Source organism: Pedobacter sp. SG908, from assembly GCF_011759615.1.
Taxonomy (GTDB): domain Bacteria; phylum Bacteroidota; class Bacteroidia; order Sphingobacteriales; family Sphingobacteriaceae; genus Pedobacter; species Pedobacter riviphilus.
Genome location: NZ_JAAOYY010000001.1, coordinates 2,530,846 through 2,546,215, shown reverse-complemented (window position 1 = coordinate 2,546,215; position 15,370 = coordinate 2,530,846). Strand labels below are relative to the sequence as shown.

Genomic DNA, 15,370 nt, shown 5'->3' with positions numbered 1-15,370 from the left:
GATAAAGTTTTTACTGATATATCTCCATTAAATTTATATATTTCGGGCAATTAACCTCCGATAAATCGATTAAACCAAATATTACTACATGAATAAGGAAAAGTTGTTCAATGAAATCAAAGATTTGAGCATCATAAATTCTTTCTCTAAACACGAACAGCTTGTACAGGGAATCATTAATGGCCTTAATCATAAACTGATTGCCAAGGGCGACATGCTGCCTTCGGTAAACGAAATGATGCGGGAAACCGGTTTTGCTAAAGAAACCATTGGTAAGGCCTATAAGGAGCTGATTAGCCGGGGGATTTTAGAATCGAAAAACAGGATGGGCTATTTTGTAGCTACCGACGATACAGAACAGCACCTCAAAGTGTGTTTACTGATTTATGCTTTCGATACCTTTCAGGAAACTTTTTACCAGAATTTTCGTGATCACTTGGGTGAGAACATCCAGGTTGATGTATATTTCCACCATAATAATTTCAGCGTTTTCGAGTCTATCATCAATAGTAACAAGGGCCAGTATGGCTTATATGTAATTGCACCTATTGAAAGTAACGAGGCGAAAGAAGTTTTGGAACAATTACCAAAAGAAAAATTATTGATTGTAGATCGCTATGTAAAACTGAAAGGCGATTATTCCTACATTGTTCAGGAGTTTGAAAAGGCTTCTTATAATGCTTTTTTAGAATTGGCACCCAGAATTAAAGAGTTTTCCGAATTTGTTTTCTTCTTTAAACCTTCTTCTGCCGAACCGAATGAAGTATTGATTTCGTTTAAACGTTTTATAAAAGAATTTAAAATTAATGGGGTGATCAAAAACAGCTATGAGGCAGGCAGTATTTCAACCGATAAGGTTTATTTTACCATACACAACCTTGAGCTTTGGGAAATGCTGAAAGATACTAAAGTAAAAGGCTTAAAAGTAGGCAAAGATTTGGGCATCCTTTCGCATAATGATGATAACGTTAAAGAGATCATATTTGATGGGATTACCACCTTTTCAATCGATTTTGCACATATGGGCCGCTTAGCTGCCGAGTTTGTGCTAAGTTTAAAGCCCATTAAACATGTAATGGAAAATAAACTGATCAGACGAAATTCACTTTAACACCATCGCGTGGGAACAACGGCCATCATCAGTTTTATCCTGTTCACGGTTCTGGCCGCGACCATTTCATATTTCAAAACCAGAAAAACACAAAGATCAACAATAAGTGGTTTTTTCTTTGCCAACCGCACCAATGGTTTTATCATAATAGGTGCTTCATTGTTTTTCAGCAACATTAGCGCCAACCAGTTTATCGGCGAAAACGAATCGGTTTACATCAATAACATGTCGGTAATTGGCTGGGGGATTTCCTCCATTTTTGCCATGATTATTGTTTCTGAATTTTTTATTCCCATTTATTTTAAAACCGGCATCCGCACCATTCCCGATTTTTTGGAGAAACGGTATGATAAACAGACCAAAACGCTGGTTTCGGTTGTTTTTCTTTTTAGCTATATCATTAACCTGCTTCCGTCTGTGCTTTATGGTGGCGCTGTTGCCTTTAGTAACCTGATCGATCTTTCCGGTTTTCACCTTTCCTATTGGGAGAGCATCTGGGTTTTCGTGTGGATTATGGGGTTAATCGGTTCTGTTTATACCATTTTGGGTGGATTTAAGGCCATTACCATTTCTGATACCGTATTGAGTGCCGGTATGCTGATCCTCATTATTGCCCTTCCATATTATGGATTACGCTATTTAGGGCAAGGCGATTTTTTCAGCGGACTTTCTACAGTACTGTCGACCAAAAAAGAACACCTCAATTCGATAGGAAGCAGTAAAGATGCCGTTCCTTTTTCTACCCTGTTTACCGGTATGCTGATCGTAAACCTTTATTACTGGGGCATGGAGCAATATATCATCCAGCAGGTGCTGGCAGCAAAAAGTTTGGAAGAAGGCCAAAAAGGGATTGCATTAACCTGTTTTGCCAAATTACTCTGTCCACTACTGATCAATGTTCCCGGCTTGATCGCGGTGCACCTTTATCCCGTTTTAACCAATACCAACCAGGTATTTCCTTTGCTCATTAAAGATGTACTGCCGCCACTTCTAATGGGTTTATCGGCCTGTGTACTTTTTGGGGCTGCTATTACTACTTTTAATGCCGGACTTAACAGTTCGAGTACCTTGTTTCTTTTGAACTTATATAAGCCTTTTATGGAAAAGAAAGGTAAAATATTATCGGATAAGAGTTTATTAAGGACAGGACGGCTGTTCCAGATTTCGGTATCGTTATTTGCCATGGCCTTTGCTCCATTTATTATTTTTTCGAAAAATGGTTTTTACGAATATTTGCAGAAAATCAGCGCAATTTTTAGTCTTCCCATCTTTACCATTATCTTTTTAGGCTTTATCACTAAAAAAATGCCACCTATTGCTGCAAAAATCGGCATGCTTTTCTTTATTTCCTGTTATGTAATGAGTGAGTGGGTATTTTCTTTCCACCTGCACTACCTGCATACATTGGCCATCATCTTTATCGTCACCGTTTTATTGATGTTATCCATTTCGAGGCTGTATCCCAAACAAATTCCCTATACTTTGGTACTGGATAACAAGATTGAAATTATTCCCTGGCGGAATAGACACTATTATCATGTTGTATTGATTTCGCTTATGGCGCTTGTCTTTTTTATTTTCTCCTCTTATATACTTGCTTAGTACTGTATTTCAGTTGTTTATATATTTTGTTTCTATCCTTGGAATATTAAATATTTTGTTTATCATTGTATCTGAAAATAATAGGATAGGATAGTATAGGATAGAATGAGCTGTTTGACTGCTTTCCAACGTGTTATCCCCTTTTAGAGAAGGGCATAACAGGTAAATAGGATGTTAAAAATCATTTGTCGAGCCTAAACTAATGTTTTCATTAACCAAATAATCCCCAATTATGAGAAATTTTACAACTTATTGTGCAGCAATGCAAAGCCTACCTTCGATTGCTAAAGGATGGCCGACGGATCTACAAAATCTTAAAAGAGGTTAGTTCCTGTCGATCTACATCTATCTACAATTTTTTAATTCATCATTTAAAAGCTTATTAGCAAATGAAGCAATTATTTTTGTTTTGTGGACACCTACCGGTGTCTGGCAGGCTAAAAAATGCACTGGTATTGACAGGTTCGATGCTTGTATTTTTCCTGATTTTTATGCCTGCTAAAGGTTATTCCCAAACGGGGAAGAAAACCATTACAGGTAAGGTTACCGATACTTTAGGGGTAGGGCTACCCGGCGTAACCGTAGCGGTTGTAAACAAGGTTAACGTAGGTACGCAGACCGATAACAACGGAAAATTTGTGCTTGATGTAGCACCCGGCGAAATACTCCGTTTTTCTTATGTAGGCTATAGAGAGTATAGGATAACTGTAAGTGCAGCCAATGTAATCAATGTAAAGCTTGCTGAAGAAAATATGCTCTCAGAAGAAGTGGTAATTACCGCTTTGGGACAAAAGCAACGTAAAGAAGCGCTTGTGGGTTCGGTCACCACGGTAAAAGTGGGTAACCTTAAAATACCTTCAAGCAATTTAACCAATGCGCTTTCCGGGCAGATTGCAGGTGTAATCGGTTATCAGCGTAGCGGACAACCGGGACAGGACAACTCGCAGTTTTTTATCCGCGGGGTAACTACTTTTGGTTATAAGCGCGATCCATTGATTTTGATAGATAACGTAGAGTTAAGCACTTCCGATCTTGCTCGTCTGCAGGTTGATGATATTGAAAGTTTCTCCATTTTAAAAGATGCGAGTGCTACTGCCCTTTATGGTGCCAGAGGTGCAAATGGGGTAATCTTGGTGGCGACCAAATCTGGTAAAGAAGGAAAGGCCAAAATTAACTTCAGGTTGGAGCAGTCTGCTTCTCAATCGGTACAAAATTTAGAACTGGCCGATCCGATAACTTACATGAGGCTTTTTAACGAGGCTGCAATTGGTCGGGGGATGGACCCAATGTTTACACCCAACCAGATCATCAATACACAGGCTACCGTAAATAAAAGTCCTGGCTATAACCAATACGTTTATCCGGCAGTTGATTGGTTAGATATGCTCTTTAAAAAGCGTACAAGCACGCAAAGGGCCAACCTGGGCATTAGTGGCGGTGGCGGTGTAGCGCGTTATTATATTGCAGGTTCGTATAATCTTGATAATGGTGTTTTAAAACAGGACGACCGTAATAACAATGATAATAACATCAAATTCCGCAATTACCAGTTACGTTCCAACATCAATATCGATTTAAGTAAAACCACTGAAATGGTGGTACGTTTATCGGGTAATTTTAGCGAATATAACGGTCCATTGGCTACCGATGGAGGTTTTTCTACCGATTTATACAATATAGCGGTGCATACCAGTCCGGTTTCGTTCCCTGCATTTTACCCGGCAGATGCCGCAAACCAAAATGCACAGCACATTTTATTTGGCAATAGGGGCGGTGCCGGTGTAAACAGTATTTTAGACAATAACCCTTATGCGGCTATGCTCCGCGGACATAAAAACTCTTCTGAATCGCGTATGTCGGCACAGTTTGAAGTGAACCAGAAATTGGATTTCTTTACTGATGGCCTTTCTTTCAAATCTATTTTTAGTACCAATAGGTATTCATATTTTGATTCGCAAAGGGCTTATTCACCATTTTATTATAACATTGGTTCTTATGATAAACAGAGCAATACCTATGTGTTAAACTGGCTAAATTCGTCGGTAACAGGTGGTGCACCAAATATTGCACAAGAATACCTTTCATACAATCCAGGTGGTACCAATATCAATACTTTTTTATATGCACAGGCCTCATTAAATTATGATAAGGCATTTGGCAACCATAACGTTAGCGGTACATTGATCGGTACTGCCCAACAAACGGTTTATAGTAATGCGAGCTCTTTACAAAATTCACTTCCTTACAGGAATTTAGGGTTGGCGGGGCGTTTAACTTATTCGTATAAAAGCAGGTATTTTATTGAATCCAATTTTGGGTATAATGGATCAGAAAGGTTTTCGGAAAACCACCGTTTCGGCTTTTTCCCAACTATTGGTGCCGGATGGGTACTTTCGAATGAAAAATTCTGGACCGGTGATTTAGCAAATGTGGTTAACCGCTTAAAGCTGCGGGGAAGTTATGGTATAGTGGGTAACGATGCCATTGGTGCTCAGCGCTTTTTCTATATCTCGGATGTTAACCTAAATGGTGGCGGAAATTATGCCCAGTTTGGTTTCAATGGGGCTGCTAACCGTAATGGTGTATTCATCAATAATTACGAAAATAAGGATGTAACCTGGGAAACTTCGAGGCAGACCAATTTAGCTTTGGAGGCCACGATGTTTAAAAATCTTAGCTTAATTGCAGAGTTTTATAATAATTACAGGTATAATATCTATATGCCTCGTACCAACCTGCCTACTACTTTAGGTTTGGAAGCAGGTGTGGGTGCCAACGTTGGCGAAGCCAGATCAAGGGGGATGGATTTATCGCTTGATTATAAATTTAACATTAGTGATTTTTCTTTTGCAGTACGTTCTAACTTTACTTTCGCCAAAAACAAATACATTAATTACGAGGAACCGCAGTGGGCAGAAGCTTACCGCTATACCACCGGACAGCCTATTAACCGCAACTTTGGCTACATTGCCGAACGTTTATTTGTGGATGACAAAGAGGTGCAGAACTCGCCAACACAGATTTTTTCGGCAAATGGTAAACCGCCAAGAGCTGGGGATATTAAATACCGCGATTTAAATAATGATGGCAAAATTGATGATGCCGATAAAGCTTATATCGGTTATCCGCAATCGCCAGAAATTGTTTACGGTTTTGGTTTTAGTTCAGCGTACAAAGGTTTTGATCTTTCGGCTTTTTTTACCGGACAGGATAGGATGACTTTCTTCATCGATCCAACAAAGGTGAGCCCGTTTGTACCAAGTAACCAGCAATATATCTTAGGAAATACCCAACTGCTTAAAGATTTTGCCGATAACCACTGGTCGCCTGAAAACCAGAACCTTTATGCACTTTATCCAAGGTTGGCCGTAAATGCTGCGGATCTGGAAAACAATGCGCAAACCAGTACCTGGTGGATGAGGAACGGCCGTTTATTGAGGCTAAAATCGGTAGAGCTTGGGTATACACTTCCACAGCGCATTTCTAGCAAAATTAAATTAAACTCATGCCGTATTTATTTCAATGGTTTAAACCTGCTTACCTGGAGTCCATTTAAATTATGGGATCCTGAACAGGGTGGAAACGGGTTTGCCTATCCAATCCAAAAGGTATTTAATGTTGGTCTTAACGTAACCTTATAATGAAAACGATAAAAACATATTTCGCATATAGCTGCATTTTTTTAGTGCTTTGCACTTTTGCATCCTGTAAAAAATACCTCGATGTAACGCCTGATGATATTGGTACCTTAGATTATGCCTTCAGAAACAGAAATGAGGCCGAAAACTACCTGTATTCATGTTATGCCTATCTGCAGCGCATGAATGATATGGCTACGAACCCGGGATTTACCACTTCATCAGAGCTGATTTATTCAAATACGCTTGATAACTTTCAGGGTTTTAATCCAACCGGTTTCAATTTATTAAGAGGAACCCAAACTGCTGCAAAACCGGGTTTAAATACCTGGGATGGTGAAGAAGGAAGTTATAGCCTTTGGCGTTCGATCAGGATCTGTAACATCATGCTGGAGAACATTGATAAACCGATCGATTTGGGTGCTGTAGAAAAAAAACGTTGGATTGCTGAAACCAAATTCTTAAAAGCCTATTATCATTTTGTACTGTTTAAAATGTATGGCCCCATTCCATTGATTAAAACCAATCTGGCCATCAATAGTACTACTGATGAAGTACGTGTTAAAAGGGCTCCAGTTGATGAAACGGTTGAATATATCGTTTCCCTGTTGGATGAAGCCGCTGCCGATCTGCCTCCAGTAATTACCAGTCAGGCCACAGAGTTGGGTAGGGCAACCAGTGTTATCGCCCTGTCGGTTAAAGCAAATGTGTTGGCTACGGCAGCAAGTCCGCTTTTTAACGGCAATCCGGATTATACCAGCGTTAAGGATAAGGAAGGCGTGAGTTTATTCCCGGCTGTTTACGATGCCCAAAAATGGAAGAAAGTTGCTGATGCGGCAAAAGCGGCCATTGCTGCTGCAGAGGCACAGGGTATAAAATTATATACTTTTAATTCGCCATCAACAGTAGGTAAACTTTCCGATTCATTAAAAAGGGAATTAGATGTACAGAATGCCGTAGCAGAAAGGTGGGAATTGAATCCGGAAGTGATCTGGGCTTCAAATCCAGAATTTAACTACCAGGGGTTTTCAACTCCAAGGCTTACTGCAAAATCGGCCGTAAATAACTTCTCTAACCCTTCTACTTTTTCTGCACCGATAAGTATGCAGGAGCTTTTTTATACCGTTAACGGAGTACCGATAAATGAGGATAAAACCTGGGATTATGCAGGAAGAAATACAATTAAAATGGGCGATAATGCCAGCCGTTATTATATTCAGCAGGGTTATGAAACTATTAAAGGCCACTTTGCACGCGAAACCCGCTTTTATGCCGATGTTGCTTTTGATGGCGGTATCTGGTTCGGTAACGGTAGAAATAACCAGGACGATCCGGTTAATCCGTTATATTATGTTTCGGCCAGGGGAAATGGTTTTGCAGCACCAAGTGATAACATCCGGTTGAATATTACCGGATATTGGCCAAAAAAACTGGTCAGTTATGCTTCGGTTTATGATGATGGTTTCCAAACCTCACCATTCCGTTTACCATTAATCAGGCTGGCCGGTTTGTACTTATTATATGCCGAGGCACTTAATGAGGTAAACGGACCAACTACAGAAGTATTCACCTATATCGATAAGGTTAGGCAGAGAGCAGGTTTGCAGGGGGTACAGGCGTCTTGGACAAACTTTTCAAAAACTCCAAATAAGTTCAGCACCAAAGATGGTCTAAGACAGATTATCCATCAGGAAAGAAGGATAGAACTGTGTTTTGAGGGACAAAGCGGATGGGATTTAAGAAGATGGAAAGAACTTCAGGTAGTTCTAACTGCTCCGATACAGGGCTGGAGCATCAATAATGCAGATGCCATAAACTATTATCGTCCAACTACGCAGTTTATTCCTGTTTTTGGCTTAAAAGATTATTTATGGCCGATCAAAAGTTACGATCTGGTCGTAAATCCAAACCTGGTTCAAAATCCTTATTGGTAGTTTAAAATATTAAGATATGAAACGTATTAAAAATAGTATTTACCTCGCCCTTATTGTTTTCGTTTTGACCAGCATTGCTGCCTGTAAAAAAATGGAAACCTATAACGATCCGGCTTCATCTGATATGACCAAGCCCGGGGTGGTAAGCAATGTTAAAATAGATAATTTTAATGGTGGTGCTTACATCACCTATTCTTTACCGAACTCTAAAAACCTGTTGTATGTATTGGCGCAGTATAAAATAAATGGCGTAACCACACGCGAAACCAAATCGAGCTATTATTCAGATTCGATTATGGTTGATGGTTTTGCCAAAAAACAAGGTTACGATGTTACTTTGTATGCCGTGAGCAGGGCAGAGGTTAAATCAGACCCTGTGGTGGTTAGGGTTAATCCAGATACCCCGCCATATTTACTGGCCAAACCGACCATTAATGCCGATCCTGATTTTGGGGGCTTTAAGATTACGGGTACAAACCCATCAAAAAATAATCTGGGGATTATTCTTCTCGCTGTGGGTGATAACAATGTTTCCGATGTAATCGATCAGCATTATGGCAAATCTGATTTAATCAATTATTCGGTAAGGGGTTATGCTCCGGTGCCTAAAAAAATTGGTTATTATGTAACCGATAATTTTGGAAATATCTCCGATACAACATATAAAACCATTACGCCTTTTTTCGAAACCTTATTGGATAGGGGCAAATTTTTTCAATATAGGCTTCCATCTGATGGTGTAATTGCCTATGGCTGGGATCTTCCTTATTTATGGGATGGTAAAACCGACGGAGGCTCAAATGGATGGCATACTGCCCCAGGTGGCGCAATGCCTGCCATCGCTACATTTGGATTGGGTATAAGTGCAAAACTAAGCCGCTTTGTTTTATGGGAAAGACCTGACGGAAGCGACAAGTTTGCTTATGGACACGGAAACCCGAAAGTATTTTCGGTATGGGGTTCTGATGTGGCTGCTCCACGTGATGCGCAGCTTCCTCTATCCGCACCAGAAGGTACCATTATCGGCGACTGGATCAATATGGGTAATTACAACTATCCGAATCCTCCATCGGGTGCAACGCCCGTAGCGCACACCACTGCCGATAACGATTTTGTAAAAGCAGGGGTAAGCTTCAACTTCCCGTTATCCAATCCTAAAGTGCGTTATATCCGCCTTTCGGTAAGTACAACATGGTCTAACGGTACATTTGCACACGCCATGGAAATGGCCTTTTACGGCGATCCGAGGTAGTTAACAGATAACATAAAATGATAAATTTTCAGATATGAAAAGTATATATAAAAATAGCGGCCTGCTGTTGTTATTGGTAACCGTAATCATCAGCTGTACCAAAGATGATCTTGCCTTTAAAGAATTTTTAAAGGATGGAGAGATTGTTTATCCAGGCCGTGTAGCTAATATTGTTACCAAACCAGGCAATTTGAGAACTGCCCTATGGTGGAATCCAAGTCCCGATCCAAGTATAACTAAATATACCGTGTACTGGAACAACAATGCCGATTCGGTAGTGGTTATCCCCACCACCCATAATCCACTGGATACGATTAAAGTAACCATCCCAAATTTAAAGGAATACACCTATACTTTTACGGTTTATTCTTACGATGCTCAAGGACATAAATCCATCCCGATTGAAGCCAGAAATGTTAGGGTCTTTGGTCCGCTATATCAATTGGGTTTATTGAACAGACCTTACAACACCACAAACCCTTATGTGTTGAACAGCAATGGATCTGTACAGCTGAATTTTAAAACACCAGATACCATTAATGTAAATACGGTTGTGAGGTACACCAACACAGCAGGCACAAGTGTAGATAAAATTCTTTTGCCTGCAGATACGGCCATTATACTGCCTGATTATAAAGCCGGAACCAGCATCCTATATAAATCATCCTATATTCCGGGCAAAGGTTCGTTGGATGTATTTACAGTGTCTGATTTCTCTACCTTTCCGCAGATTTTTACCTATGTGCTTTGCGATAGATCACTTTTTAACGAAGTGCGTTTACCAGGCGATGCGCAGACTTACGAGTCGGGTACCAGTATCAGTAAATTATGGGATGGAAGCGTTGGTCCGCAGGGTTATCCGAATATTTTCCATAGCGCAGGGAATAGTGGTATGCCGCATGTAATTACCTTCGATTTAGGTAAAATTTACACCAATTTAGCCCGCATAGAAGAAACAGGAAGAGATTGTTGTAATAATCCTGATCGTTTTGAAGTTTGGGGAACGGCCGATTTAACCAATGCCACCACTACTTTATCGGCCAGCGATAATGGCTGGCCTGCACAGGCAGTAAGTAAAGGATGGACGCTTTTAAAAGATATAACCAGAACCGATGATGGAAAAAATGCTTTTACATCAGAATTGGATAACGCAGGGAAACCGATTCGTTATATCCGTGTCAGGATTAAGCATGTAACCACTGGTGATGGAAATTATAGCAATATGAGCGAAATCAGGTTTTGGAACAAGCAGTAAATGTAATTGGATTCGATTAATAATTTAATTTCGTCATATCGACTGGAACGCAGTAGAATGGAGAGATCTATCTAGATTTCTTGACTTCGTTGCACTCCGCTCGAAATGACGAACCCAGTGACTGGATTCATTTTTTAACCACTAATATAACAACACACAAATGAAACTATGTATAAGAAGTATTTGATTATTTTTTCATTGTTATCGTTTTTCATAGGTGAATATACCTTTGCCCAGCAGCAGCCTTTAATATTGTGGTACGATAAACCTGCTAAAATTTGGGAAGAAACCCTTCCTTTAGGTAATGGTAAATTGGGTATGACACCAGATGGAGGCATTATCAGAGAGCGTATTGTACTGAATGATATTACTTTATGGAGCGGCGGGAAACAAGATGCCAACAATTACGAGGCGTATAAAAGTTTACCTAAAATTAGGCAGCTAATATTAGAAGGCAAAAACGATGAAGCACAGGAACTGGTTAACCGCGATTTTGTATGTAAAGGCCAGGGCTCGGGTGGAGCAACCTGGGGCAAGTACCAAACATTGGGAAATTTGCAACTCGATTATGAATTTCCTGGTGTTAAAGAAGTAAAACCAACGGTTTACAAAAGAACTTTGTCTCTGGATAAAGCGGTGGCCACAACCGAATTTACGCTCAATGGAGTAAAATACAAAAGAGAATATTTCTGCAGTTTTGATGATGATGTAGATATTATCCGTATCACGACCGATCATCCCAAAAAACTGAACTGCAACATTTCCATCAGTCGTTCCGAAAAAGCAACATTGGCCAGCCAGGGCAATGAACTGTTGATGTTTGGTCAGCTAGATAATGGAACTGATGGAAAAGGAATGAAGTACATGAGCCGCGTAAGTGCCAAGCTTAAAGATGGTTATATAACAAGTGAGGGGAATATACTTAAAATAAAAAATGCAACCGAAATCATTGTTTATGTTGCGGCAGAAACCAATTTTAAACATGCAAACTTTGAAGCGAGGGTGAAAAGTGCTTTGCTAGAAGCGAAAAAAAAAGCTTATGCCGTAGAACTGGCCAATCACAGTGCAAACTTTGGCAAACTGTTTAACCGTTTAAAAATCAATTTGGGCGAAGGCGAAGCTGCAAAATTACCAACCGATGTAAGGTTAGATCATTTCTATAAAGATTATAAAAATGATGTTTCTTTAAGCGCTTTGTTCTTTCAGTTTGGGCGCTATTTAAGCATCAGCAGTACCAGGCTAGGACTTTTACCCCCAAATCTTCAGGGTTTGTGGGCCAATCAGATCAATACCCCATGGAACGGCGATTACCATTTGGATGTTAATGTACAAATGAACCACTTTGCCATCGAGCCGGCCAATTTATCGGAACTAAACCTTCCATTGGCTGAACTGGTAAGGAATTTAACCGAACACGGTGCAAAAACAGCGAAAGCCTATTACAATGCCGATGGATGGATTGCCCACGTTATCACGAATGTTTGGAGTTTTACTGAGCCTGGCGAAAGTGCCTCATGGGGGGCATCAAATGCAGGTTCGGGCTGGTTATGCAGCAATCTATGGGATCATTTCGCTTATAGTCGGGATTTAAAATACCTGAAAAGCATTTATCCGATCTTAAAAGGATCGGCGGCATTTTACCAAAGTGTCTTGATCAAAGATCCAAAAACAGGCTGGTTGGTTACTTCTCCGTCCGTATCGCCTGAAAATACTTTTTACCTGCCCAATGGGAAAACCGCAAGCATTTCGATGGGACCAACCATCGATAACCAGATTGTTCGTGAACTTTTTAACAATGTAATTACTGCTGCTAAACTCCTTAAAACTGATGAAGCCTTTAGCACATTGCTACAGGAGAAATTAAAGTCTATTCCTCCATTGGGTATAATCAGCAAAGATGGCCGTATACAGGAATGGTTAGAAGATTATAAAGAAACCGATCCACAGCACCGCCACATTTCGCATTTATACGGCGTTTATCCAGCTGGTTTAATTACACCAACTTCAACACCCGAACTGGCCGAAGCCGCCAAAAAAACGCTCGAAATTAGGGGAGATGATGGACCAAGTTGGTCAATTGCTTATAAACAGTTATTTTGGGCTAGGTTACAGGATGGGAACCGGGCATTTAAATTATTCAGGGAGATTTTAAAACCTACTTTGCGTACCGATATCAATTATGGTGCAGGTGGCGGTGTTTATCCGAATATGCTATCGGCCGGTCCACCTTTCCAGATTGACGGCAATTTTGGTGCTGCTGCGGCCATTGCCGAAATGTTGATTCAGAGTCACGATGGTTTTATCGAACTCTTACCGGCCATTCCGGATGCCTGGAAAGCTTTTGGCGAAATTAAAGGGCTAAAAGCAAGGGGCAATTTTACGGTTGATATGAACTGGAAAGATGGTAAAATTACCTCCTATAAAATTGCTTCAGCAACACCACAGAGGGTAAAAGTTAAAATAAACGGAAAGCTAAGCACCATAACTTCGGTTAAACTTTAGAACGATACATGATTTTTAAATTTTTATTCAAACAACAGGCACTTTTAATATTAGGCATGCTGTTCTTTTCCGGCAGATCTGCTTCTGCAATTATGATCAGTTATGGCAAAACCGGCAAAATAGACTACAATATTAAAACTGGTACTTTTAATGTATCGGACGGGGCGAAGAAACTGTTTTTAAATGTTTTTTCGCAGGCTGAATATCAGAAAACATTGCTCAGTTCTAAAACCTATGATAAGATCAACTATACTCAAACATCCATTAAAAATCGCTTTGGTAATGGTATTCGGCATACATTCTGGTTAAGGAAAAGTGGTTTGCCTACCATGCAGCAGATCTTTTATACTTATGCCGATAAAAACTATTTCATAATCGAAATTTCTCTACAGGGTGTTGATCTATCCATTAATCATATTGTTCCCCTAAGCGGAAACCTGATCGATCAGGGAAATTTAGATGCACCCACGAGTTTATTTGTACCATTTGATAACGATACTTTCATTTCTTATAATACAGTGCCTTTAACAGCCAATGTGCAAAATTCAAGTGCTGAAGTAACGTCTTTATACCATGATCAATCTCGAAAAGGTTTTGTAATCGGTTCTATCGACCACACCCGCTGGAAAACAGGTGTCATTACTACAATGGATGGCGATAAAAAGATCAGTGTACAGGCCATCTGTGGTTATACCGAAGAAGGTATTACCCGTGATAAAATTCCGCATGGTTATTTAAGTGGCGTGTCAGTAAGTTCGGCGAAAGTATTTTTCGGTGCTTTTGATGATTGGCGTTTAGGCATGGAAACTTATGCCAAACTAAACCGGGTTTCGGAACCGCCCATTGTTTTTAAATGGGATAAAGCTACTCCGGTAGGCTGGAACAGCTGGGGTGCCATGCAGGAGAAAATCACACTCGAAAAAGTCAATCAGGTAGCTGATTTTTTTACTGATAGCTTGAAAAGTTTCAGGAGCGGGGACGTAGCTTATATCGATCTCGATTCGTATTGGGATAACCTTTTAAAAGGTGGTTTGACGGGTGATTACTCCAAACTAAAAGCCTTTGCCGATCATGCCAAATCAAAGGGATTAAAACCGGGTATCTATTGGGCACCATTTGTTGATTGGGGGTTTGCAGGCGGGGGCAACCGCAAAGCCGAAGGAACAGATTATACCTTTGGCGAGATGTGGACTAAAGTAGGTTCTGGTTATCATGATATAGACGGGGCAAGGGCATTAGACCCCACGCATCCAGGTACGCAGCAACGCATTGCAGCCGTAATCAATAAGTTTAAAGAATGTGGTTTCGAAATGATCAAAATTGATTTTTTAGGTCATGCGGCGATAGAATCCGATCATTTTTACAATCCTAAAATCACCACGGGGATGCAGGCTTATAAAACCGGAATGGAGTTCTTGTTAAAACAGCTTGATGGTAAAATGTTGGTTTATGCAGCCATTTCACCAAGCATGGCTTCTGGCAGGTATGTGCATGTGCGCCGGATTGCCTGCGATGCCTTTAAATCGATAAAAGATACAGAGTACACCCTAAATAGTGTAAGCAATGGTTGGTGGCAAACTTACCTTTACGATTATATCGACGCCGACCATGTGGTATTCTCTGATCAATCCGACGGAGAAAATACGGCCAGGTTTTTATCGGCCATCGTTACGGGTACCTGTATTACTGGCGATGATTTTTCGCGTCAGGGAAAATGGATAGGCACGGCCCGGCGTTTATTGAACAATACCGAAATTTTAAAGATTTTGGAGGATGGAAAAGCATTTGTTCCGGTAGAAGGAAACAGGGGCAAATCAGCTTCACAACTGTTTGTAAAAGAACTTAACGGAGTGAAATATCTCGCTGTATTTAATTATAGCGAAGGTGCAAATGATTTCAATATCGACTTCTCCAGGATCGGTTTAAAATTAGATCAGGTGTATGGCACTGAAAATTTAATTAGTAGAAAAAAAGAATCCTTAAAAAACAACCAAATAATCAAACTTGCAGCAAAAGATGCAACGATCTTTAAAATTACGCTCAAACCATAACTTTTAATCAACCGCTATCTATAAA

At 40.2% G+C, this 15,370-nt stretch carries 8 protein-coding genes; all 8 read left to right on the top strand.

Going from position 1 to position 15,370, the window contains the following annotated elements; translation table 11 throughout:
- Positions 1-88: 88 nt before the first annotated feature.
- The 8 genes from FHT21_RS10405 to FHT21_RS10370 all read left to right on the top strand — a co-directional run bounded on the left by FHT21_RS10405 (position 89) and on the right by FHT21_RS10370 (position 15,345).
- A complete protein-coding gene (locus FHT21_RS10405; RefSeq protein WP_167294598.1) occupies positions 89-1,111 on the top strand; it encodes a GntR family transcriptional regulator in 1,023 nt (340 codons plus the stop codon).
- 9 nt (positions 1,112-1,120) lie between these two features.
- Positions 1,121-2,713 (top strand): solute:sodium symporter family transporter, encoded by a 1,593-nt coding sequence (locus tag FHT21_RS10400; RefSeq protein WP_167294597.1) that lies wholly within the window; start codon positions 1,121-1,123, stop codon positions 2,711-2,713.
- Between the two features lie 389 nt (positions 2,714-3,102).
- Positions 3,103-6,354, top strand: coding sequence for a TonB-dependent receptor (locus FHT21_RS10395; RefSeq protein WP_243853958.1), 3,252 nt, complete (start codon positions 3,103-3,105; stop codon positions 6,352-6,354).
- A complete protein-coding gene (locus FHT21_RS10390; RefSeq protein ID WP_167294596.1) occupies positions 6,354-8,285 on the top strand; it encodes a RagB/SusD family nutrient uptake outer membrane protein in 1,932 nt (643 codons plus the stop codon). The genes FHT21_RS10395 and FHT21_RS10390 overlap by 1 nt, the downstream gene beginning before the upstream one ends.
- Before the next feature lie 16 nt (positions 8,286-8,301).
- Positions 8,302-9,537, top strand: a complete 1,236-nt coding sequence (locus FHT21_RS10385; protein ID WP_208398904.1) for a DUF5000 domain-containing lipoprotein — start codon at positions 8,302-8,304, stop codon at positions 9,535-9,537.
- Between the two features lie 34 nt (positions 9,538-9,571).
- Complete coding sequence (locus FHT21_RS10380; RefSeq protein ID WP_167294595.1) at positions 9,572-10,792, top strand: DUF4998 domain-containing protein; 1,221 nt, start codon at positions 9,572-9,574, stop codon at positions 10,790-10,792.
- 168 nt (positions 10,793-10,960) lie between these two features.
- Positions 10,961-13,294: a glycoside hydrolase family 95 protein gene (locus tag FHT21_RS10375; protein WP_167294594.1), complete on the top strand. Its 2,334-nt coding sequence runs from the start codon at positions 10,961-10,963 to the stop codon at positions 13,292-13,294.
- An 8-nt stretch (positions 13,295-13,302) separates the two neighbouring features.
- On the top strand, positions 13,303-15,345 hold the full coding sequence (locus FHT21_RS10370) for an alpha-galactosidase (protein ID WP_208398903.1): 2,043 nt from the start codon (positions 13,303-13,305) through the stop codon (positions 15,343-15,345).
- Positions 15,346-15,370: the final 25 nt, after the last annotated feature.